The organism is Microbispora sp. CA-102843 (assembly GCF_050936215.1).
GTDB lineage: Bacteria > Actinomycetota > Actinomycetes > Streptosporangiales > Streptosporangiaceae > Microbispora.
In genome coordinates this window covers 4,632,746-4,653,283 of the sequence record NZ_JBNJNF010000001.1, presented here as the reverse complement: position 1 = coordinate 4,653,283, position 20,538 = coordinate 4,632,746, and the positions used below count along the sequence as shown (strand labels likewise).

General features: G+C 70.4%; 20 protein-coding genes and 2 pseudogenes. 11 read left to right on the top strand and 11 right to left on the bottom strand.

The window, feature by feature from the left end; all coding sequences use genetic code 11:
- Positions 1-61 precede the first annotated feature (61 nt).
- Positions 62-742, bottom strand: a complete 681-nt coding sequence (locus ACQEVJ_RS21490; RefSeq protein WP_433103670.1) for a response regulator — start codon at positions 740-742, stop codon at positions 62-64.
- Between the two features lie 5 nt (positions 743-747).
- Positions 748-1,881 (bottom strand): sensor histidine kinase, encoded by a 1,134-nt coding sequence (locus ACQEVJ_RS21485; RefSeq protein WP_433103668.1) that lies wholly within the window; start codon positions 1,879-1,881, stop codon positions 748-750.
- Positions 1,882-2,110: 229 nt separating this feature from the next.
- Here ACQEVJ_RS21485 and ACQEVJ_RS21480 point away from each other — a divergent pair, with 229 nt between their 5' ends.
- Positions 2,111-3,598, top strand: coding sequence for a nitrilase-related carbon-nitrogen hydrolase (locus ACQEVJ_RS21480; RefSeq protein WP_433103666.1), 1,488 nt, complete (start codon positions 2,111-2,113; stop codon positions 3,596-3,598).
- Here ACQEVJ_RS21480 and ACQEVJ_RS21475 read toward each other — a convergent pair.
- A complete protein-coding gene (locus ACQEVJ_RS21475; RefSeq protein WP_433103664.1) occupies positions 3,584-4,843 on the bottom strand; it encodes an MFS transporter in 1,260 nt (419 codons plus the stop codon). The two genes, ACQEVJ_RS21480 and ACQEVJ_RS21475, sit on opposite strands and share 15 nt — an antisense overlap.
- An 84-nt stretch (positions 4,844-4,927) precedes the next feature.
- Between ACQEVJ_RS21475 and ACQEVJ_RS21470 the strand changes: the two genes are divergently transcribed.
- Both ACQEVJ_RS21470 and ACQEVJ_RS21465 read left to right on the top strand, forming a co-directional pair.
- Complete coding sequence (locus ACQEVJ_RS21470) at positions 4,928-5,386, top strand: winged helix-turn-helix transcriptional regulator (RefSeq protein ID WP_433103662.1); 459 nt, start codon at positions 4,928-4,930, stop codon at positions 5,384-5,386.
- Positions 5,387-5,447: 61 nt separating this feature from the next.
- Positions 5,448-5,794, top strand: a pseudogene (locus ACQEVJ_RS21465) (transposase); the annotation flags it as partial.
- Between the two features lie 39 nt (positions 5,795-5,833).
- Here the strand turns inward: ACQEVJ_RS21465 and ACQEVJ_RS21460 are convergent.
- Positions 5,834-6,982: an FAD-dependent oxidoreductase gene (locus ACQEVJ_RS21460; RefSeq protein ID WP_433112875.1), complete on the bottom strand. Its 1,149-nt coding sequence runs from the start codon at positions 6,980-6,982 to the stop codon at positions 5,834-5,836.
- Positions 6,983-7,063: 81 nt separating this feature from the next.
- Between ACQEVJ_RS21460 and ACQEVJ_RS21455 the strand changes: the two genes are divergently transcribed.
- The gene (locus ACQEVJ_RS21455) at positions 7,064-7,729 is read left to right on the top strand and encodes a TetR/AcrR family transcriptional regulator (protein WP_433112872.1); all 666 of its coding nucleotides are present in this window, start codon (positions 7,064-7,066) and stop codon (positions 7,727-7,729) included.
- Positions 7,730-7,917: 188 nt separating this feature from the next.
- On the opposite strand, the pseudogene ACQEVJ_RS21450 reads toward ACQEVJ_RS21455, so the two are convergent.
- Positions 7,918-8,166: pseudogene (locus tag ACQEVJ_RS21450) on the bottom strand (ISL3 family transposase); the annotation flags it as partial.
- A gap of 252 nt (positions 8,167-8,418) precedes the next feature.
- Here ACQEVJ_RS21450 and ACQEVJ_RS21445 point away from each other — a divergent pair.
- Positions 8,419-9,396: an aldo/keto reductase gene (locus tag ACQEVJ_RS21445; protein ID WP_433103660.1), complete on the top strand. Its 978-nt coding sequence runs from the start codon at positions 8,419-8,421 to the stop codon at positions 9,394-9,396.
- 87 nt (positions 9,397-9,483) lie between these two features.
- Here the strand turns inward: ACQEVJ_RS21445 and ACQEVJ_RS21440 are convergent, their stop codons facing one another.
- Entirely contained in the window at positions 9,484-10,488 is a 1,005-nt protein-coding gene (locus ACQEVJ_RS21440) for a helix-turn-helix transcriptional regulator (protein ID WP_433103658.1), read from the bottom strand.
- Between the two features lie 70 nt (positions 10,489-10,558).
- Here ACQEVJ_RS21440 and ACQEVJ_RS21435 point away from each other — a divergent pair, with 70 nt between their 5' ends.
- From ACQEVJ_RS21435 to ACQEVJ_RS21425, 3 genes are all read left to right on the top strand, one after another.
- Complete coding sequence (locus ACQEVJ_RS21435; protein ID WP_433103656.1) at positions 10,559-11,350, top strand: DeoR/GlpR family DNA-binding transcription regulator; 792 nt, start codon at positions 10,559-10,561, stop codon at positions 11,348-11,350.
- Between the two features lie 362 nt (positions 11,351-11,712).
- The gene (locus ACQEVJ_RS21430) at positions 11,713-12,933 is read left to right on the top strand and encodes an MFS transporter (protein ID WP_433103654.1); all 1,221 of its coding nucleotides are present in this window, start codon (positions 11,713-11,715) and stop codon (positions 12,931-12,933) included.
- Between the two features lie 17 nt (positions 12,934-12,950).
- Positions 12,951-13,259, top strand: coding sequence for a winged helix-turn-helix domain-containing protein (locus tag ACQEVJ_RS21425; RefSeq protein WP_433103652.1), 309 nt, complete (start codon positions 12,951-12,953; stop codon positions 13,257-13,259).
- A 39-nt stretch (positions 13,260-13,298) separates the two neighbouring features.
- Here the strand turns inward: ACQEVJ_RS21425 and ACQEVJ_RS21420 are convergent, their stop codons facing one another.
- Genes ACQEVJ_RS21420 through ACQEVJ_RS21410 form a run of 3 tightly spaced genes read right to left on the bottom strand, consistent with a single transcriptional unit; the run spans position 13,299 to position 16,038 of the window.
- On the bottom strand, positions 13,299-13,898 hold the full coding sequence (locus ACQEVJ_RS21420) for a GNAT family N-acetyltransferase (RefSeq protein ID WP_433103650.1): 600 nt from the start codon (positions 13,896-13,898) through the stop codon (positions 13,299-13,301).
- Positions 13,895-15,367 carry an APC family permease gene (locus ACQEVJ_RS21415; RefSeq protein WP_433103648.1) on the bottom strand — a complete coding sequence of 491 codons (1,473 nt, stop codon included), beginning with the start codon at positions 15,365-15,367 and terminating at the stop codon, positions 13,895-13,897. Before ACQEVJ_RS21415 ends, ACQEVJ_RS21420 begins: the two co-directional genes overlap by 4 nt.
- A gap of 29 nt (positions 15,368-15,396) precedes the next feature.
- Positions 15,397-16,038, bottom strand: a complete 642-nt coding sequence (locus tag ACQEVJ_RS21410; protein WP_433103646.1) for a GOLPH3/VPS74 family protein — start codon at positions 16,036-16,038, stop codon at positions 15,397-15,399.
- A gap of 410 nt (positions 16,039-16,448) precedes the next feature.
- Between ACQEVJ_RS21410 and ACQEVJ_RS21405 the strand changes: the two genes are divergently transcribed.
- The gene (locus tag ACQEVJ_RS21405) at positions 16,449-16,991 is read left to right on the top strand and encodes a hypothetical protein (RefSeq protein ID WP_433103644.1); all 543 of its coding nucleotides are present in this window, start codon (positions 16,449-16,451) and stop codon (positions 16,989-16,991) included.
- Between the two features lie 61 nt (positions 16,992-17,052).
- Positions 17,053-17,253, top strand: coding sequence for a DUF3072 domain-containing protein (locus ACQEVJ_RS21400; protein WP_433103642.1), 201 nt, complete (start codon positions 17,053-17,055; stop codon positions 17,251-17,253).
- A gap of 115 nt (positions 17,254-17,368) precedes the next feature.
- Here the strand turns inward: ACQEVJ_RS21400 and ACQEVJ_RS21395 are convergent, their stop codons facing one another.
- Positions 17,369-18,232 (bottom strand): SDR family oxidoreductase, encoded by an 864-nt coding sequence (locus ACQEVJ_RS21395; protein WP_433103640.1) that lies wholly within the window; start codon positions 18,230-18,232, stop codon positions 17,369-17,371.
- A 136-nt stretch (positions 18,233-18,368) separates the two neighbouring features.
- Here ACQEVJ_RS21395 and ACQEVJ_RS21390 point away from each other — a divergent pair, with 136 nt between their 5' ends.
- Positions 18,369-19,901, top strand: a complete 1,533-nt coding sequence (locus ACQEVJ_RS21390) for a pentapeptide repeat-containing protein (RefSeq protein WP_433103638.1) — start codon at positions 18,369-18,371, stop codon at positions 19,899-19,901.
- 35 nt (positions 19,902-19,936) lie between these two features.
- Here the strand turns inward: ACQEVJ_RS21390 and ACQEVJ_RS21385 are convergent, their stop codons facing one another.
- Positions 19,937-20,524: a hypothetical protein gene (locus ACQEVJ_RS21385; RefSeq protein ID WP_433103636.1), complete on the bottom strand. Its 588-nt coding sequence runs from the start codon at positions 20,522-20,524 to the stop codon at positions 19,937-19,939.
- Positions 20,525-20,538: the final 14 nt, after the last annotated feature.

Sequence of the window (20,538 nt, the reverse complement as noted above, 5' to 3'; positions counted from 1 at the left end):
TCTTTCCTGGGGCCGTTCATCGACGACCGATCGCAGCGCCGACGACCACGGCACCGAGTCATCATCGCCGATCGGTGCAGAACATTTCCTGGTCGCCGGCGACAACCAGGCCGGATTCATATGCGAAGACGACGGCCTGGGCGCGGTCGCGCAGGTCCAGTTTCGTCAGCAGGTTGCTCACGTGACTTTTGACCGTGTGCTCGGTGACCACCAGATCCGCGGCGATCTCGGCGTTGGACCGGCCGCGTGCGAGCAGCCGCAGCGTATCCATCTCCCGGTCGGTCAGCTCACCTACTCGCTGCCGCAGCCGGGGCCGGGCACGTCCACGCCCGACGAATTCGGCGATCAGGCGCCGGGTGATCGCAGGGGCCAGCAGTGACTCCCCCTTGGCGACCAGGCGGACGGCGCGTACGAGGTCGTCCCGCCGTACGTCCTTGAGCAGGAAGCCGCTGGCCCCGGCGCGTAGGGCGTCGTAGACGTACTCGTCGACGTCGTACATGGTCAGGACCAGCACCTTCGCGTCGGTCCTGCGGCACACCTGTGCGGTGGCCTCGACGCCGTCCACGCCGGGCATCCGGATGTCCATGAGCACCACGTCCGGCTCCAGTTCGACCGACTTCGTGACGGCCTCGGCGCCGTCGGCCGCCTCGCCGACCACGGTGATGTCGTCATGGGCGTTGAGGATCATCGCGAAGCCACCGCGGAACAGGTCCTGGTCGTCGGCGACGAGTACGCGCAGCATTGCCGTCAGCCGATCGGCAGGGTCGCGGCGACGGTGAGACCCGGGTTCCCCGGCCGGACGGCAAGCCGGCCGCCGCAGGCCGTGACCCGCTCCCGCATCCCGATCATGCCGTGTCCTTCCCGTAGCTCCCGCCCGCCCCGGCCATCGTCGGCGACCTCGACGTCCAGGGCGTCACCAGACCAGCGGAGCCCTACGCGGACGGTGCTCGCCCCAGCATGCCGGATCGTGTTGGTCAGCGCCTCCTGGATGATCCGGTACGCGGCTATGTCCACGTCGGAGGGAAGCCGCCGTGGCTCGCCACGCACGTCGGCGGAGACGTCCAGGCCTGCCCGGCGGGCGTTGTCCAGCAGGCCGGGCAGGGCGTCGAGCCCGGGCTGCGGCCCCCGGGCCGGAGCCGGACCACCGGGTGCCTCGCTTCCCCGCAGCGCGCCGAGGATCAGGCGGAGCTGGCCGATCGCGTCCCGCCCGGCCGCTGCGATCGCCTCGAAGACCGCCTCGGCCTTCTCCGGGTGATCGCGCACCACCAGCGGGCCGGTCTCCGCCTGGATCACCATGAGGCCGACCGAGTGGGTCACGATGTCGTGCATGTCGCGGGCGATCCGGGTGCGTTCGCGTGCGACCGCGGCGGCGCGTTCCTCGCGGATGCGAGCTTCGCGCTCCCGTTCGGCGTCCCGGCCGGCCCGCTGGGCCCGTGCACCGGCGCCTACGGCGTACGCGGCGACGATCGCGGTGAGGAGGTAACGGTAGGTCTCCAGATCCTCGTGCGGGACGATGAGCGACACGGCCACGCCTGCGGCGAGACCCGCGATGCCCCCGGCCCGCCGCGCCCGGGAGAGATCCGCCGCCGCGAACGTGTAGGTGCACACGAGCACGCCGTATGGCAGCAGCAGCACCAGAGTCGCGGAGTATGGCAGCGACTTCGCCGCGATCGCCAGGATCGTCGTGGCGCAGCCCACGACCACCCCGACGGGGAGAATGGCGCGGCGCCGCCACAGCACAGGCACCGACATCAGGACGGCGAGCGCCACGGCCCACCACGGCTGCCGGTGCGGGACGAGGACGGGCGTCACCGTCATCACGGTGACGACCGCGGTGATCGCGACGTCGGCCCTTGATGAACTGAGGATGCTCGCCCGCATGACCGGCTCCGGGGTTGTCAGAGGGAACCCGGCAAGACTATGCGCGCGGCCCCCGCCGTCGCCTCCACCGCTCGGCTGATGACCGTCTCACTCCTTCGAGCGAAACCCGGTGCCACGACTCTCCGAGCGGTCCCGGTCCCTGCGACTGGTACCCGGATCGCTCCCACCGGTGATGTGCGTCCAGGCCGGAGCCTGGAGGGTCGGGGCGGCTGGAGAAGGAGGCTGCCCGATGAATTCACCGATTCGGCGTCTGGCCGTGGTGCTCGCCGCCACGGCGCTGTCGGCGACGCTGTTCCATTTCGGCACCGGGCTCACGCCGGTGCCCTGGCTCACCTGGCTCGCACCGCTGCCGGTGCTCGTCCTCGCTCACCATGTCGGCGCTCGCGCCGCGTTCCTCGCGGCGTCGGCCGCGTGGCTCGGCGGTGAGACGACGATGTGGGGCTATTTCCTTGACACGGTGCGGATCCCGCCGCCGATGGTCGTGTCGGTGATCGTCGGGTCGGCCCTGCTGTTCGGGCTGGTCGTCCTGTTGTCACGGGCGCTGATGCTGAGGGGACGTCCGCTGACGGCCGCCGCCGTCGTGCCGGCGGCCTGGGTCGCCGTCGAGTACGCGTTCTCGGTGCTGTCACCGAACGGGGCATGGTGGAGCCTGGCCTACACCCAGGCCGACGTCCTTCCGGTCCTTCAGACCGTCTCGGTCACCGGACCGTGGGGAATCACCTTCCTGGTCCTCGGGGTTCCCGCGGCCGCCGCCGCGTTCTTCGCACCGGGGGCGGCCGGGCGGCTGCGGGTGGCGGTCACTGCCGCGATCATCCTGGCCCTGGCGGTGGGGTACGGCGCCTGGCGGCTGCACGCGCCGTACGGTCAGGGCTCGGAGAAGGTGGCGCTGCTCGCCACCGACCGGGACGGCTGGGTCCCGGTCGCCTCGGCGGAGGGACGTGCCCTCCTCGAGCGGTACACGGCGCGGATCCCGGGCCTCGCCGCACGCGGCGCGCGGGTCGTGGTCATGCCGGAGAAGGTCTTCAGCGCCGACGACGCGACGCTGCCCGTCCTGGCGGCGCCGCTGGCGCGGCTCGCCGCCGACCACCACGTCGACATCATCGTCGGGCTGGTCCTCAAGCGGTCCGGTAGCCTCCGCAACGCGGCTATCGACTTCCCCGCCGACGGGAGCCGGCCGGTCGAGTACTTCAAGCACCACCTCATTCCCGGACTGGAAAGCGACTTCCAACCCGGGAACCGTAAGGCCTTCGTGCCCGGTTCGGGCTCCCGCTGGGGGATCGCGATCTGTTTCGACCTGGACCTGCCCGGCCTGGTGCGCGACTACCGCAGGAGCGGCGCCACGACGATCTTCGTGCCCGCCTGGGACTTCGACCGGGACCGCTGGCTGCACGGCAGGATGGCGGTCACCCGGGGCGTCGAGACCGGGCTCACCGTGGCGCGCGCGGCGCGGGACGGCGACCTGGTCGTGAGCGACGCCAACGGCCGGATCCGGACCGAGGCGCACAGCGCGGACGCGCCGTTCGTGTCCGCCCTCACCATGCTGCCCACCCGCTCGGCCAACACGCCCTACACAAGGTTCGGCGACTGGTTCGCCTGGGCCTGCGCGCTCCTGCTGTTGCTCGCACTCTCATCCCTGGCCCGCACCTGGGGTGCGGCAGGCGCCCGGCGTGCGCCGACCGCACACGCCGCCGAGCCGGATCACTCAATGCCGCGGTAGGCGGCCGGGCGGGGCGGTGTCCGCCGGTATCGAATCCGGGAGGTCATGGCGGCTCGTTTTCTGCTGGTCGTTCAGAGGCAGGTGCGGGTCGGTCGCCGCGCGGCGGCTGAATGCCCAGATCACGAGTGCGCAGGCTGCGAAGGCTGCGCCGAGGATGCTGGAGCCGGTCCAATCGGCGCGGGCGAACACGGTGGTCGTGGTGGTGGCGCCGAAGGCGGAGCCGAGGGAGTAGAAGATCATGTAGCCGCCGACGACGCTGCTGGTGTGGTGCGAGTGGGTCATGGTGAGCAAGTGCTGGTTGCTCACATGCACGGCTTGGACGGCGAAATCGAGCACGACCACGCCGATGACGACGAGCCACAGCGACCACAACGCTTGCCCGATGGCCAGCCATGAGGCGGTGAGGAGGACGAGCGCCCCGCCGGTGACGGCGCTCGCGAATCCGGCGTCGGCCCAGCGTCCCGCCCGGCCGGCGCCGAGAGCGCCGGCCAAGCCGGCAAGGCCGAACAGGCCGATCTGCGCCGTGCTCAGATGCCAGGGCGCGGCCGCGAGCGGTAGCGTCAGGCCGCTCCACAGCGTGCCGAACGAGGCGAACAGGAAGAACGCGATCAGGCCGCGCGAGATGAACAGGCGCTCGCGGAACAGTCCGCCAAGCGACGTCAGCACCTGTCGATACGTGGCGTGGTCGGCGCGCGTGTCCGTTGGCAGCGTTCTCAGGACGAGGCACGCCAGCGTCACCAGGAGCATGGCGAGCGCGACGTACACGCTGCGCCAGCCCCACACCGCGGCCAGCGCGCCGGCCGCAACACGTGCTCCGAGAATGCCGATGACGACACCGGAGGTCACCACGCCGAGGTTGCGGCCGCGTTCCTCGGGCGTGGACAGGGCAGCGGCGTAGGCGACCGTCGTTTGTACGACTACCGCGAACAGGCCCGCGACCACCAGCCCGACAAGCAGCACCCAGGTCCGAGTGGCTGTCGCGGCCAGCACCGCACCCACCGCGGTCAGCAGAAGGTGCCCCACCATGAGCTTGCGCCGATCGATCACGTCGCCCAGCGGGACGAGAACGGCCAGTCCTGCCAGATAGCCGAGCTGCCCGGCAGCGACGATCCATCCCAGGCGAGCATCCGGTACGCCCAGATCGCTTCTGATCTGGGCGAGAACCGGCTGCGCGGCGTAGATGCTCGCGACGGCGACCGCGCAGACCGCAGCGAACAACGTCCTTCGGCCAATGGTCAGGCCCATCCATTCCCCCTCAATAAGTAGCAAATTGCAACTTATTCAAGCTACGGCAGAATGGTTTCAATCAGCAACCCTTCGGGAGGTGTGATGACTCAGACCGCGATCAGTGCCGAGGATGTGACCTGGACCGACCCGACCTGCCCAGTAGCGCGGACCCTCGACATGATCGGTGACCGTTGGAGCCTGCTCATCGTCCGCGACGCCATGGACGGCGCGCGATCGTTCACCGACTTCCAGCAGCGCACCGGCATCGCGCGCAACATCCTCACCGACCGGCTCCGCCGGCTGGTCGAGCGAGGCATCCTCGACCGGCAAACCGCACCATCGGGCAAGCGGCAGCTCTACGCACTCACCCCTGCCGGGCGTGACCTATTTGCCGTCATCGTGGCCCTGCGCCAGTGGGGCGAACGTCATGCTTTCGCCCCCGACGAGACCCACTCCGTCCTCGTCGACGAACTTGGTCTCCCGCTTCCGGAGCTTCAGCCGAGAGGCTCAAGCGGCAACCCCGCCGACATCGACACAACCTCCGTGCGAAAGGGTCGCTGATGTCCCGGCCCGATCCCGAGGCCGCAGGACTGTAAGAACCAGTTGTTCTGGGTCTGTCTCCGGAGTGGAGATCTGTTGCCGGGACGGGTCGGGTGCCTACGGCGAGGCGATCCGCAGGGCGTTGCCCGACGCGACGCAGGTCAGCGACAGGTGGCACCTTCGAACTACCTCTGCGACAAAACGTCGCCGGGGTCCGCTCCCACAGCTCCTGCTGGGCCATGGTCAACCCGGCCCGCCGGTGCCCGGGAGCAGATCACCCGCGAGCGCTGGCAGCAGATCCACGACCTGCTGGACAAGGGCGTTGGCCTGCTGGAGTGCGCCCACCGTCTCAATCTGTCCCTGAACACCGTCAAGCGCTACGCCCGCACCTGTGAGCCCGAGGCCCTGCGCCGCGCGCCGCCGACCCGGCCGTCCCGGTCCTCCATGTTTGTACAGTCCCGCTGGTGTTCATCCTTCCTCGTGTGGCGCGTTGGGGGCGACGGTGAAGAGGTTGGCGATTTTGAACGGTGTCTGGTCGCCGAGGAAGAGGTCGACGGTCTCGTTCGCATCGGCGTATGCGGCGTCGCTGCGCGGGAAGAGACCCTGTTCGTAGGTGGTGAGTGCCACTTCGATGTCGCCGGGGTTGGCGGCGATCGCCTTGGCGAGTTCGGCGCCGTCGAGCATCGCCAGGTTCGCGCCCTCGCCGGACGGCGGCATCAGGTGTGCGGCGTCGCCGAGGAGTGTCACGCCGGGGGTGCGGTCCCATCGGTGCCCGTCGGGGAGGGTGTAGATCGGGCGCGGGACCGGTGCGGTGTCGCTGTCGGTGATCAGAGCGGTGAGCTCTGGCGCCCATCCACGGAGCTCGGTCGCGATCTGGACTACCGCGGCGGCGGCGTCGCTGAAGTCGATGCCGGCCAGCCACTCCTCAGGGCAGTGCAGCTCGAAGTACGTGTGCAGGATGTTGCCCGCCTCACGGTGCGCGATGATCCCCTTTCCGGGAGACAGGGCGTACATCGCGCCGCCGCCGACCGCCTTGGCCGCCGCTGGGTGCCGCTCGTCGGCGTCGTACAGGAAGGTCTCGATGGAGGAGGTGCCGGTGTAGCGGGGCTTGGCGTCGGACAGCAGCGGCCTGATCCTCGACCAGGCGCCGTCGGCGCCGACCAGGAGGCCGGTGGTCACGGCCGGTCCCTCGGCGAAGGTCACCTCATGCAGGCCGTCGCCCAGAGGCCGGGCACCGGTGACCTTGCGTCCCCACTGGACAGTCTCAGCAGGCAAGGAGTCGAGCAGAATCCGGCGCAGGTCGCCGCGGAGCACCTCCGGACGCCCGTGCATGCCGTCGTCAGGCATTTCGGCCAGTACCGTTCCGCGGGAGTCGAGCACGCGAGAAGCCGCGCCGCCCTCATGGATGATCGCGCGGAACTCCTCCATCAGGCCGGCCGCCTCGAGCGCGAGCTGCCCGTTGTAGTCGTGGATGTCGAGCTGGCCGCCCTGCGTGCGGGCCTCCGCAGAGGAATCGGCCTCATAGACCGTCGCGGGGATGCCGTTGACATGCAGAACGCGGGCGAGGGTGAGGCCACCAAGGCCCGCACCGATGATCGTGACTGGTGTCGTCATCATGTTCCTCTCAGACTCACTTGGAGCGCTGCTCCAACATATCCACCTTGGAGCAGCGCTCCAAACGCTGGCATGATGGAGCTCATGGCGACCAGGACGAAACGAGGAGAACGGCGCGCGGACGCGCTGTCGAGGGAGCGGATCGTCGAGGTGGCGATCGAGATCCTCGACGCCGGCGGTGAGAGCGCCCTGACCATCCGCGCGCTCACGGCCCGCCTGGCGACAGGGACCGGGGCGATCTATCACCACGTCGCCAACATGAACGAACTGCTCGCGGCGGCCACCGACGACGTCATCGCCAGTGCCATGACCGACGTGGTCAGCGTCGCCGACCCGAGGGAGGCGATCCGGGCCACCGCCCTCGCAGTGTTCGACGCGACCGACTCCCACCCCTGGGCGGGCTCCCAGCTCTCGCGCGAGCCTTGGCAACCCGCGTTCCTGCAGATCGCCGAAAGCCTCGGCAGGCACCTCCAGGCGCTTGGTGTCCCCCAGCGCGCACAGTTCGACTGCGGATCCGCGCTCGGGAACTACATTCTCGGCGTCGCCGGACAGAACGCCGCCCACGCCCGCCTCAACCCGCACGACCGGTCGGCCGCACTCGAAGATATCGCCGCACGGTGGGCGCAACTCGACCCCGACAAGTACCCGATCATGCGCCAGGTGGCGACACAACTGCCCGAGCACGACGACCGCACGCAGTTCCTGGTCGGCATCGACCTCATCCTGGCCGGCATCGCAACCGTCCTCTGAGCAGCGTCGGAGGACCACCCGCACCCCCGCCCGGCGACCATCGGGCCTTCAAGGGGCCTGTCCAGTGAACGGGTCTGTCCCGTGTGATCGGGTCTGTCCCGTAATCGGTGGCGGCGCTCAGTGATCTTCAGTGCAGGAGGATGCGGTGGCGCAGGAGGTCGAACCCCGCCCGGCCTCACGCAGTCTGCCGGGGCGGTGAGCAGAGGCCGAGCAAGACGGCGTGGTGTGATGACGGGCCGATCGCTCTCGGCCCGGCCTTGAGTGGTGTAGCGGTAGAGCAGGTTGAGGCTGCGCGTGTACCCGAGTTCCTTGATCTGACGGAACAGCTGGAGGACCGGGACGGCCGGGTCGGCGGCGCGCCGCTCCCGCAGGTGTTCGCGGTAAGGATCGACGAGGGTCGGCCGGTAGCGTGGCGCGCGGCGCAGGGCCTCGGGCTCACGGAAGTCGCCCGCGGACAAGCCACCCTCGACCGGATCACCGAATCCGCGACGGACCAGACCTGATCGCCGCCGCCACCGACATGGTGGAGCGGTAAACGCAGCTGGGGGGTTCTGTCATTACCTGTAACAGCAGGTCCTGCCGCGTGACCGCACAGGCGCATTAGATGGTGCGTGAACAGGCGAAACATCGGTGGCCGTCAAGCCCGGCTCCCGAGCCGCGACCATCGAACTCGTCCCGAAGAGGTGACCATGAAGCACACCACGCTGGCAGATCTGGACGTCTCCCGCATCGGCCTGGGCACGATGGGGATGTCCTTCGGCTACACCGGCGCCGGCAGCGACGACGCCGAGTCCATCCGCACCATCCACCGGGCGCTGGAGCTGGGCGTCACGTTCCTCGACACGGCCGAGGTCTACGGCCCGTACGTCAACGAGGAACTCGTCGGCACGGCGCTGAAGGGCCGCCGGGACGAGGTCGTGATCGCGACCAAGTTCGGCATGATCTCCCACACCGGCCGTGGCCCGGGCCGCCTCGACAGCAGCCCGGTCGGCATCCGCACCGCCGTCGAGGGCTCGCTCAAGCGGCTCGGCACCGACTACATCGACCTGTACTACCAGCACCGGGTCGACCCGGACACGCCCATCGAGGAGACCGTCGGCACCCTGGCCGAGCTGGTTGCCGAAGGCAAGGTCCGCCACATCGGCCTGTCGGAGGCCGGGCCGGAGACGATCCGCCGCGCCCACGCCGTGCACCCGGTCACCGCTGTGCAGTCGGAGTACTCGCTGTGGACCCGTGACGTGGAGGAGCGGGTGCTGCCGGTGCTGCGCGAGCTGGGCATCGGCTTCGTCCCCTATTCGCCGCTCGGGCACGGCTTCCTGACCGGCGCGATCCGCTCCCCGGAGGAGTTCGACGACGGCGACTGGCGCACGACCAGCCCGCGCTTCATGGGCGAGAACTTCCAGCGCAACCTGGCGCTGGCCGACGAGGTGCGGGCCGTCGCCGCCGAGGCCGGCGTCACACCGGCGCAGGTGGCGCTGGCCTGGGTGCTGGCCAAGGGCGAGCACATCGCCCCGATCCCCGGCACCAAGCGGGTCGCCCGCGTGGAGGAGAACATCGCCGCCGACGACGTTCGGCTGACCGCCGAGCAGCTCGCCACGCTCGACAACCTGCCCCCGGCCGCCGGTGCGGACCACAACGAGGAGCAGATGCGGGTGATCGAGCGCTGACATCGGAAGATCCCGCCACGCGCAGGATGTCGCGCCAGCGGACGCGGATCCGATTCATCGGACGCGCCGGGGGCCGGGCCGCCCGCTTCAGCTTCCGTGGGCGGTATCGGGCTCGCCCTTCTGGGCCGTGCCGTACATCTGGGACAGGTCTGCGGCGGCTTCGGCCATCAGCGCGCGGAGCTCCGCCGGCTCCAGCACCTCGACGAGTACGCCCATGCGCAGGAACAGCCACCGGGCGTGCGTGAGGGACTCGATCGGCAGCGTCAGCCGGGTCCAGCCGCCGGGCTCCGGCTGTCCGTCGGCCAGCGCCTTGTCGACGACGTCTCCCCCGAGGGTGTATCGGAGCAGGTCCTCCGCGCCCGGCGCGAGCCGTACCACCGCCTCGGCCGTGTACATGCGTGAGGCGAACTCCGCGGCGAAGCCGCGCCAGAAATCGGCGAGATCGAAGTCCGGGGGCCGTTCGAAGCGCTCGGACAGCACCTCGGCCTCGATGATCCGGCTCACACGGTAGGTCCGCACCGTGCCCGAGCAGGCTGCGGCCAGATACCAGGAACCACCCTTGAGAACCAGCCCGTAGGGATGGACCAGCCGCTCCACCTCGGCCGGTCCCCACCGGCGATAGCGCAGCCGGAGCATCCGCTCCTCCCACACCGCCTCGGAGACCTCCATGAGGAACGGCGCCTCGTCGGCGCCGCGATACCAGCCCGGCACGTCGAGGTGGAACCTCTCCCGCATTCTGGCCGCGTGGGAACGCGGCTCGGGCGGCAGCGCGGCCAGCAGCTTCAGCTCCGCCGCCGCGGCGAAGTCGGCGAGCCCGAGTTCGGCGGCCGGGCCCGGCAGGCCGGCCAGGAACAGGGATGACGCCTCCTCCACGGTGAGCCCGTTCAGGCGGGTACGGTAGCCGTCGAGCAGCCGGTATCCGCCCAGCGGCCCGCGGTCGGCGTAGACGGGCACGCCGGCGGCCGACAGGGCCTCGACGTCCCTGTAGACGGTGCGTATCGACACCTCCAGCTCTTCGGCGATCTCCGTGGCGGTCATCCTGCCGCGCGTCTGCAGCAGGAGCAGCAGGGACAGCAACCGGCTCGCGCGCATGCGACCAGTCTGCCACCTTTACAAAGTAGATTTATTTGCTTTCGCACAATCACTGTGTTCAAATGCACACATGGAAAGTGCCGACCGGATCCGCGGCATCATGAACGCGCTGCGTACGTCCGACAGCGTCTCCGTGGCCGAACTGGCGCTGGCGTACGGCGTCTCGGAGATGACCATCCGGCGTGACCTGGACGAACTCGCCCAGCAGGGGGTGGTCCGGCGCGTCCGCGGCGGCGCCCTGAGCCTGCTGCTGCGCGGCGAGGAGCCGCCCTTCGGTGTGCGCGAGCGGGAGGCGGTCGACGCCAAGCGCCACATCGGCGCCGAGGTCGCCGGCCTGCTGGCCGACGGCGAGGCCGTGCTGCTCGACGGCGGCACGACCGCGCTCGAAGTCGCCCGGGCCGTGCGCGAGCGCCGCCTGACCATCCTGCCGCTGGCGCTGCAGGCGACGCAGGAACTGGCGAGCGCACCCCGCATCCGCCTCGTCCTGCCGGGCGGGGAGGTGCGGCACGGGGAGATGAACTTCGTGGGGCCTCTCACCGAGACGTCGATCAAGGCTCTCCGGTTCGACACCGCGGTGATCGGCTGCTGCGGCCTGTCGGCCGAACACGGTCTGACCGCGCACGACCTGCCCGAGGTGGCCATCAAGCAGGCCGCGATCGCCTCGGCCCGCCGCGTCGTCGTCGCGTGCGACTCGGGTAAGTTCACCCGCACCGCGTTCGGCGCGGTCTGCGGGCTCGACCGGCTCGACGTGGTCGTCACCGACGAGAACATCCCCCGGGACCAGCACGACGCACTCGCCGCCGCCGGCGTCACCGTTCGCACGGTCTCCGCCTCCGCCTCCGCCTCCGCCCCCGTCACCTGAGCACCGCCTCTCCCCCGTGGAACCGGCGTCGTCCCGGGTCGTGGGATGCCGACCCCCAGGGATCGCACCCGCGTCGGACCTGGATCGGGCGAATACGCGAGGTGGGAATACGCCCCCGAGTCCTCCCGAGCCCCCGCCCTCGGGCTCCCCTCGGCGGTCGCCGCTTCCCCGCCCGGGAAGCACGAACACCTCCTTGACCGTTCGCACGGCTCCAACCGACGGCCCGATCCCCGCACAAGCGGACCTCCGCAGACGCACGCCGATGGCCGCCTCCCGTTACCACACCCGCGATCACGACTGCATCCGCGACGACACAGACGAACCTTCCGGTAGGAATCTCCCAGCCCCTTGAGGAGCACCACATGGCTCTGTCCGCCCCCGCCCGCCCGGCGCTTCTCCGCGGTCGCGTGGCCGTCTACGGACTGTTCCTCCTGGCCGGCATGGCCATCGGCACGTGGACGAGCCGGATCCCTGCCATCAAGGCGGGCCTTCAGCTGAGCGACGGCGCGCTCAGCCTGGGACTGCTCGGCATCGCGGCAGGCGCCATCACCGGCATGCAGGTCGTCGGCAGGTTGGTGGACCGCTACGGCAGCTACCGGACCATGCTGCCGGTGGCCATCGCCCAGGGCCTCGTCCTCGTGATTCCCGCCTACATGCCGAGCCTGCCGGCGCTCGCGCTCTCCCTGTTCGCGTTCGGCGCGGTCAACGGCACGCTCGACGTCGCGATGAACGCCAACGCCGTGGTGGTGGAGCGGGCGTCCGGGAAATCGATGATGTCGTCCTTCCACGCGGTGTTCAGCGTCGGAGGGTTCGCGGGGGCGTCCGCCGGCGGCATGTTCGCCCACGCCGGGATAAGCCCTGGCGTCACCTTCGCGGCGATGGGCGCGGCGATCCTGGTCATCGCCCTGCTGAGCGCCCGCTGGGCGATCCGCGACGACCCGGCGCGAGAGGCGGCGCAGACGGGCTCCCCCGAGGCCGGACCCGCGCGCCGGCGCTTCGGCAGTGGTGTGCTGCTCCTCGGCGTCCTCGCGTTCTGCTGCATGATCGGCGAAGGCGCCGCGGCCGACTGGGGCTCGGTCTACCTGCGCGACAACCTGGGCTCATCCCCCGGCTTCGCCGCGGCCGCGTACGCCGCGTTCTCGATCATGATGACGGCCGGCCGGTTCGCCGGGGACCGCCTCGCCGCCTGGCTGGGGCCGGTCACGCTGGTGCGTTGCTGCGGAGGTCTCGCCGGGGCCGGTCTCGCGGCCGGGATCGTCGTGGGCGAACCGGTTGCCGGGGTCGTCGGATTCGGTCTGTTCGGCGCGGGCCTGTCGTGCATCATCCCGCAGGTGTTCTCGGCCGCCGGGCACCGCGACCCGGCCCAGGCGGGCCGCGCGCTCGCCGCCGTGGGGAGTCTCGGCTACACCGGTTTCCTCGCCGGTCCCGTCGTCATCGGCGGCCTGGCCGAGGCCGTCACCCTTCCGCACGCGCTGCTGGTGCCCGCCGTGCTCGCGTTGTTCGTGGCGTTCACCGCCCGGGCGATGCGCTCGCCCCGTCCGGAACCCGCGACCGACCGCCACGCCGAGCCCGCCCGCGACTGAGGCGTGCGCCTTGTACGGTGCGTGAGCCAAGGGTTGGATCGGGCGGGGCCGGGCACTGGTGGGGCGTGGCCGTCACCAACGATCCCGAGGAACCGGTCCCCGCGTACCGACGGCTCGCGGCGATGCTTCGCGAGGAGATAGTGCGCGGCCGGATCGAGCCCGACCGCCCCCTGCCGTCCGAGGATCTCCTCGTGCATGAGCACGGGTTCACCCCCAATGACGTACACCGCGCCGTCGAGGTGCTCAGCGGCGAGGGCCTCGTGTACACGATCGAGGGGCAGGGGGCGTACGTGTCCACCCGGGCCGAGGAGACGGGCGGCGGCTGAGCGGTCAGCCCGCCGTCCCGTCATCCCCCACCGGTACGGCTATCCGGCCTGCGCGGACGAGCGGGGCTCACGCCACATGGGATACATGACCGGGCCGCCGGGCAGCCGGAGCAGCTCGGGCATGTCGACGTAGCCGTGGCGGAGATAGAGCCGCCGGCTCGCCTCGCTGCTCGCCTCCAGATAGGCCGCGATCCCCTCGGCGTCGAGCCTGCGGTGATGCTCCTCCAGCAGCAGGCTGCCCAGGCCGCGGCCGGTCCTCCCCCGTTCCAGCGCGATGAACGCCAGATAGTGGTGCGGCTCCTGGGGGTGGAGCTTCTCCATCAGTTGCCCCAGGACGCCGTAGCGTTCGGCGTTGTCCCCCGCGAAGGACGTGATCGCCTCCTGCTCTCCGGGGATCTCGGGGAACGGCGCGGCGAACCAGACCGCCACACCGGCCAGCTCGCCCGACTCGTGGATGCCGTAGACGTCTCCGTGCTCCAGCGCGTGCCCGGCCCACATCGTGAAGAACCGCCGCTGCATCGGCAGCCGGTCTTCCACCCGCGGGATGAGCCAGCTGGTGATCTCGTCGGTGTGGAAGGTGTCGGCGATGAGTCCGCCGGCCGCGTCCGCGTCCGTCATCCGGGTGATCTCGGCCGTCACTTGACGCCTCCGTTGAGGGCCTGGGCGCCCATGCCGATGTTGGCGTACACATCGGGCCGGATCGACTTCAGCACCCGGCCCCAGATGAGGCCGAAGACGATCGCGACGACGAAGATGCCGGGCAGGATCCAGCGGAGGACCGAGTCGGGCTCGACCCCGAGGACCGTGTCGAAGTTGATCAGCGTGAGGCCGATGATCGCGCAGAGCGCCAGGATCGCCAGGGCCGGGGCTATGCGGGTGCGCCAGGTCGTCTCCCCCCGCGAATCACGGGCGAAGAACACGATCACCGCGATCGAGGTGACGGTGAGCAGGGTCAGGAGCCCGAGACCGCCGAAGGTGCCGAAGATGAAGAACATCTTGGTGACCGGGTCGAGGCCGGAGATCGCGTAGACGATGATCACGATCAGCCCGAGCACCGTCTGCAGCAGCGACCCGGCGATCGGAGCGGCGGTGCGGGCCGAGGTGCGGCCGAAGATCGAGGGCAGGACGTTCTCCCGGCCCAGGGCGAAGATGTAGCGGGCCGTGGTGTTGTGGAAGGCGATCATGCAGGCGATGCTGCTGGTCACGAACAGCACCGAGCCGATCGTCGAGATCGCGGAGCCCAGGTTGGCGGCGGCCTGGTTGAAGATGAGCTCGGTCCCCTGCTCCGAGGCGGCCTTGACGATCCCGTCCGGCCCGGTCGGCACCGTCTGCGCCCAGGCGGAGAACGAGTACAGCAAGGCGATGATCGCGATGCCCACGTAGGTGGCGATGGGCACGGTCCTGTGGCGGTCCTTGGACTCCTCGGCGAAGACCACCGACGACTCGATGCCGGCGAACCCCGCGACGACGGTGGCGAGCGCGGCGCCCACACCGGGCACGAACAGCGCGCCGGGGGTGAAGCCCTCGAAGGTGAGACCGCCCGGGGCGGCGTGGGTCACGTCGCCGAGGTCGAACAGCAGCACGATGGCGATCTCACTGACCAGCAGGACGGACAGGATCTTTCCGTTGACGTCCACCCGCAGCAGGCCGAGCACGCCGGTCAGCACCCAGGCCACGAGCGCGATCACCCACCACGGGGGCGAGCCGCCGAACCAGTCGACGAGCAGCGGCTCGGCCGCCGATCCGATGATTCCGTAGAGGCCGAGCTGTAACGCGTTGTACGCCAGCAGCGCCACCCATGCGGTCGCGACTCCCTGTGTCCGGCCGAGGCCCTGGGCGGCATAGGCATAAAAAGCACCCGCGTTCACCACATGCCTGGCCATCGTCACGTATCCGACGGCGAATAGCGCGAAAATAGCGCCCAGCATCAGGAATGCGAACGGTACGCCGATGACGCCCGTCACCGTGTACGCCGTCGGGACCGAACCCGCGACGACCATCAGCGGCGCCGCCGCGGAGATGACGAAGAACACGATGGACGGCACGCCGAGCCGGTCCTCGGCCAGTGCGGCGGTGACGGCGCTGGGCCGTTGCTGTGTGAGGGACACCTGGAACTCCGTGTGAGGGGGGTTGGAGGTCACCGGCGGCTGATGACCGCCTGGCCGACGGCGACCTTGGTCTGGGCGATGAGGCTCCGCAGGGGTACGGGGAGCATGGCTGTCGTGGCGGCCACGAACCGGGGATCGTGCTCGGACAGGATCCGCTGGGCGCAGCCGGCCGCGACCAGGAGCCCCAGCAGGACGCAGTCCCCGATTACGGGCGGCTTGCGCCGCTGCACGGCGAGGTTCAGGCGGGCGAGCGGCCACGCGGCCCTGTTCATGTCCGCAGGGGCGGCGGGCTGCTGCTTCAGCAGGTGCCTGACCGGCGGCTTGAGCAGCTCCGCGGCGATCATCCTGGCGGTGACGTCGGCGTAGATCGTGCGGCCGAAGAAGAGGAGCCACGTGCCGACCGGGTGGTTCGGCTCGGCGATGACGTGCCCGAGCACCGCGCGGGTGAGCGGGTCGCCGGCGGCCTCCCGGACCGTCGCGTAGAGGCGTTCCGGGTTCGACGCGAAGTCGAGCGCCACCCGTTCGGCGAGCATCAGTTCGGCGAGGACCCCGCCGGCCAGCGCCAGCCCCGTGAGCCGGGAATGAAGCAACGGATGACCCGTCACATTGTCGTGCAGGACAAAGTACAGATCATCGACAAGGGACGGGCTCGAAAGATCGCTTTCAGCCACGGTCGGCGATGATATAGGCGGAATGATCCATCTGTCATCGCGCAAAATCGCGGCCAGACGTTCTCCATGGGGAATACGAGAATTGTGCCAACCGGAACATACTTTTCGGCTAATGCAATTACAGTCCGTCTCACGGATGGTCACCATGGGCGAATGGCGCCGACGCCGGCACGGTGGAGGAGCTCGCCGGGCGTGTCATCGGAGCATGTTGGCCAGGATCGTGAGCAGGATCGACGCGACGACCGAGATGACGATCATCAGGAGGCAGCCCGCCGCTCCCCCCAGTGGCCGAATCTTAAAATTTCCGGGCATGGCGACCTCCCCCATCGCTGCTCCATGTGCGCCTACCCGCGACCTTCCCGCTGAACCGAGCGCGGTTTGTCCGTTTTGCGGCCGGGCATCGTCGGCCTATGACCACCCAGGACGACGACAGGGGCGCGGCGGCCCTGGCCCGCGCCCACGGGCTCTTCAACATCGCGGGCGGACTGTGGCCGCTCCTGCACCTGCCGAGCTTCGAGAAGGTGTTCGGCCCGAAGACCGACCGGTGGCTGGAGCGCACCGTCGCCGGGCTGCTCGTGGGGATCGGATGGACGCAGATCCGCGCCGCGTCCACTCCCGGCGGCGCCGACCACGCGCGCCGTCTCGGCATGGCCACGGCGGCGACGCTGCTCGCCGTCGACCTGGTCTACGTGCCCACGGGCCGCATCCGGCCCACCTATCTTCTCGACGCGGCGGCCGAGGCGATGTGGCTGCGCGCCTGGCGGGCCCGCGCCGTACGGCCGGAGCCTCCGTCGACGCGCGCCGGCTCGGTGTTCGCCGCGGCGGCGGCGCTGGCCGCCGGATGCGCCACGGGCGGCGTGCTGGCCGCGCGGATGCTGCGGCGGCGACGGGAGGAGCTGAGCGACTCCGAGCTCACCCGGGCCCGGTACATACGCCACCCCGCGGCACGGTGAGACCCAGGTTACGGACCACGACGACGGGTAGAGCGAACGGCAGTTCGACGATGGAGGAGTCATGGACCGAGGACCTGTGGAGAAGGACCCCGAGGAGTGGGCGACCGGGGACGAACCGATGACCGCGCCGCAGGAGTCCTACCTGCGCACGCTCGCCAGGGAAGCCGGGCGGGACGTGCCGGAAGGGCTCAGCAAGGCCGAGGCCTCCAAGCTGATCGACGAGCTGCAGGACAAGAGCCGCCGCCTGAACGAGAACGGGTGAACGGAGCCCAAGGGCCGCCCGGGACGACCTCGGGCGGCCCTGTGACATAGAACCGGCGACATAGAACCGGCGACATAGAACCCGTGACGCCGACCCGTGACGTCGACCGGCGCCGTCACCCGGGCAGCGTCTCGCCGCCGATGGGGGCGAGGACCTCGCCCGTGTAGTACGACGACAGCCGGTTGGCGGCGAAGAACACGTACGAGGGAGCGATCTCGTCCGGGTCGGCCGGCCGGCCCATCGGCGCCTGCTGGCCGAACTTGTCCACTTTCTCCTCCGGGAACGTGGACGGGATAAGCGGTGTCCAGACCGGCCCGGGGGCCACGGCGTTGATCCTGATCCCCCGTTCGACCAGCACCTGGGCCATCGAGTAGGTGAACGCGTTGATCGCGCCCTTGGTCGCGGAGTAGTCGATCAGGGTCTTGTTGCCGCGCAGCCCGTTGATCGACGAGGTGTTGACGATCGAGCCGCCCTCGGGCATGTGCCGCAGCGCGGCCTTGGTCACCCAGAAGTAGCTGTGGATGTTGACCGCGAAGGTGCGCTCCCACTGCTCGTTCGACAGCTCTTCCAACGACTGCACCGGGGCCTGCGTGGCCACGTTGTTCACGAGCACGTCGATCCCGCCGAGTTCGCGGACCGTGCGTTCCACGACCTCCTCGCAGTGGCGGGGATCGGCGAGGTCGCCCGGGATGATCAGACAGCGGCGGCCCTCCTGCTCCACCAGCTTCCTGGTGTGCTCGGCGTCCTCGTGCTCGGTCAGGTACGCGATCGCGACGTCCGCCCCCTCCTTGGCGAACGCCACGGCGACGGCCCGCCCGATGCCGGAGTCGCCGCCGGTGACGAGGGCACGCGTGCCCGCCAGCAGGTCGCGGCCGGTGTAGTCGCGCATCTCGTCCCTGGGCTGGGGCGTCATCTCGCCCGTCCGGCCGGGGTACGGCTGCGTCTGCGGCGGCGGTGTGGAGTTCGGCTGCTCAGACATGCACGTCGGGTACCCCTGCCTGTCCAGGGCAAACGGTCGCCGGCGACGCCCTGCGGCGATCGCCCGACGGATACACACTGTTACCTATCCATCACGCTTTAACGTTCCGAGACGGGACATCGGGTATGACGTTGCCATGACACCCCGGTCGCGGATCACTCCGCTCGACGTGGTCTGGAGAACGTGTGACGCCGTGCCCGAGTGCATCGGCGTCGCCCACGAGCCGTACGGCAGGTGCCTGGCGCATCTCACGCCGGCCGAGGCGGCCGGGTTCCTGCGGGGCCTGACGCCCGGCCGGGCCCTCGACCTGCGCGGCACCGTCCTGTCGGAGGACCTGCTCGCGCGGGTCCTCGACGGCGTCGAGCGCCACCTGGGCAGGGCGAGGTTCGACCGCGCGGTCTTCACCGGCCCGGCCCGTTTCGGCGAGGTCGTCTTCGCCGGTGACGCGACCTTCGAGCACGCCAGGTTCGACCGTCTCGCCTCGTTCTACGGCGCCCGGTTCCTCCGCAACGTCTCCTTCCGCGAGGCCCGGTTCCTGCGCGAGTTCTCCCTGCACGACGCGCGGGTGTGCGGCCACGCCGCGTTCGACCACATCACGGTGCGCGGCGACGCCCTGTTCGGCGCGGCACGGTTCGGCGCCCTACCCTCCGAGGGCTCAGGGAACGTGTCGTTCCAGAGAGCACAGTTTCACGGGTTCGCCGCGTTCGACGGGGCCGTCTTCCACGGGGACGCCGGCTTCCGCGGCGCCCGGTTCCACCGGGCCGTCTCCTTCCGCGGCTCGGACTGCGGGGCGAGCGCCGAGTTCCAGGGCGCCCGCTTCGAGGGTGCGGCCTACCTCGGACCGATGAGAATCGTGCGGCGCCTGTCGCTCGCGGGCGTACGGGCCTGCGCGCCGTTGCACATCGACACCGGCGGGTGCCGGGTGGTGCTGCGCTCGGCGGCCGTCCTCGGGCGGCTCGCCGCGCGGCTGTCCGACGCCGAGGTCGACCTGCGTGACGCGACGCTCGCCGGGCTGTCCGCCGTCACCCGGCGCTCCGGCCGGCTGCGCGTGACCTCGCTCGACGGCCTCGACGCGAGCGCGCTCACGCTGACCGGGGCGGACCTGCGGGGATGCGGCCTCGGCGGGCTGCGCCGCCCCGAGGGCCTGCGACTGCGGGAGTGCGTGTTCGCCGCGCCCCCCGGCGGTTTCGGGCTGCGCCTGGGATGGCCGCCCGTACGGTGGTGGAGCCGCCGCCGGGTCATCGCCGACGAGCACCTGTGGCGGGGATGGCCGGCGCACGGTGCGGACGAGCACCCCGCAGGTCCGGACGGAGAGCGGGCGCCAGAACCGGCGCGCCTCGCGGTTCTGTACGAGCGGCTGCGGCCGGGCGTCGACGACGCACGTGTGGCGGCCGACTTCGCGTTCGGCGCGATGGAGATGCGGCGGCTGGGCAGCCCGCGCGGCCGGATCAGGCTGCTGCTGTCGCTGTACTGGCTCGCCTGCGGGTACGGCCTGCGCGCGGGGCGGGCCCTCGGATGGCTCGCGCTGGTGGCGGCGGTCGCCGCGGGTGCGGTGTGCTGGGCCGCCGGGGCGCGCCCGGTGGGCAAGCCCTCCGTTGAGCGTGCCCGGGTCGCGGTCGTACGGCCCGTGGCGTCCTTCTCCCGCCCGGCGCACGAGTTCGGGGGCTGAGGAACAGGGACACCGGGACGAGGCGGGCCCCCCGATCAGCTCCAGGTGGCGTTCTTGAGCACGCCGGACAGTTCCTTGTGGTCCCACACGTCCGCCACCAGGATCTTCGAGGTCGGCAGGAACCACTCCCGCTGCGTGAACCTCACGTTCCGCCCCGAACTGCCCTGCGGTTCACAGTAGTCGGGCCAGGTCACGTACCTGGCCGTGTGCCCCCGCCCGACCTGCCGCAGCCCTCTCGAACCGGCCCGGTCTCCGAACACCACGGGAGTGACTCCTCCGAGGGGGCACGACGGCTGGGAGAGCGTGGGAATGTACTGGGTCTTCCCCGTGTAGCCCCAGTAGCCCAGCGTCTTCGGGCCCACCAGCCAGAAGCCCCTGCAGTCGCCGTAGAAGTACTCGGGGTCGGTGCACCGGCCCGTGATCACCCTGACCGTGTCCGCGTAGCGGCGCACCTTCCACGCGGACGGGATCCGCAGGTTCAGGCCGCGGAAGGAGAGTGTGGTGGTCCCTCGTGCCGGCAGGGCCGAGGCCTGCGACGTCTGCGCCGCGGCCGAGGCGGAGACGGGAACGGCCAGCATGGCGACGGCGGAGCAAGCGGCCAGAGCGAAAGATCTCGTCCTCATGCTCCGAACCTAAC

Bases quoted from the DNA above. Each gene is read 5' to 3' on its own strand.
- ACQEVJ_RS21390 (WP_433103638.1), top strand. From the start codon at position 18,369: ATGACACCCCGGTCGCGGATCACTCCGCTCGACGTGGTCTGGAGAACG.
- ACQEVJ_RS21485 (WP_433103668.1), bottom strand. From the start codon at position 1,881: ATGCGGGCGAGCATCCTCAGTTCATCAAGGGCCGACGTCGCGATCACC.
- ACQEVJ_RS21470 (WP_433103662.1), top strand. From the start codon at position 4,928: ATGACTCAGACCGCGATCAGTGCCGAGGATGTGACCTGGACCGACCCG.
- ACQEVJ_RS21440 (WP_433103658.1), bottom strand. From the start codon at position 10,488: ATGCGCGCGAGCCGGTTGCTGTCCCTGCTGCTCCTGCTGCAGACGCGC.
- ACQEVJ_RS21455 (WP_433112872.1), top strand. From the start codon at position 7,064: ATGGCGACCAGGACGAAACGAGGAGAACGGCGCGCGGACGCGCTGTCG.
- ACQEVJ_RS21430 (WP_433103654.1), top strand. From the start codon at position 11,713: ATGGCTCTGTCCGCCCCCGCCCGCCCGGCGCTTCTCCGCGGTCGCGTG.
- ACQEVJ_RS21395 (WP_433103640.1), bottom strand. From the start codon at position 18,232: ATGTCTGAGCAGCCGAACTCCACACCGCCGCCGCAGACGCAGCCGTAC.
- ACQEVJ_RS21435 (WP_433103656.1), top strand. From the start codon at position 10,559: ATGGAAAGTGCCGACCGGATCCGCGGCATCATGAACGCGCTGCGTACG.
- ACQEVJ_RS21385 (WP_433103636.1), bottom strand. From the start codon at position 20,524: ATGAGGACGAGATCTTTCGCTCTGGCCGCTTGCTCCGCCGTCGCCATG.
- ACQEVJ_RS21445 (WP_433103660.1), top strand. From the start codon at position 8,419: ATGAAGCACACCACGCTGGCAGATCTGGACGTCTCCCGCATCGGCCTG.
- ACQEVJ_RS21400 (WP_433103642.1), top strand. From the start codon at position 17,053: ATGGACCGAGGACCTGTGGAGAAGGACCCCGAGGAGTGGGCGACCGGG.
- ACQEVJ_RS21475 (WP_433103664.1), bottom strand. From the start codon at position 4,843: ATGGGCCTGACCATTGGCCGAAGGACGTTGTTCGCTGCGGTCTGCGCG.
- ACQEVJ_RS21405 (WP_433103644.1), top strand. From the start codon at position 16,449: ATGACCACCCAGGACGACGACAGGGGCGCGGCGGCCCTGGCCCGCGCC.
- ACQEVJ_RS21460 (WP_433112875.1), bottom strand. From the start codon at position 6,982: ATGATGACGACACCAGTCACGATCATCGGTGCGGGCCTTGGTGGCCTC.
- ACQEVJ_RS21490 (WP_433103670.1), bottom strand. From the start codon at position 742: ATGCTGCGCGTACTCGTCGCCGACGACCAGGACCTGTTCCGCGGTGGC.
- ACQEVJ_RS21480 (WP_433103666.1), top strand. From the start codon at position 2,111: ATGAATTCACCGATTCGGCGTCTGGCCGTGGTGCTCGCCGCCACGGCG.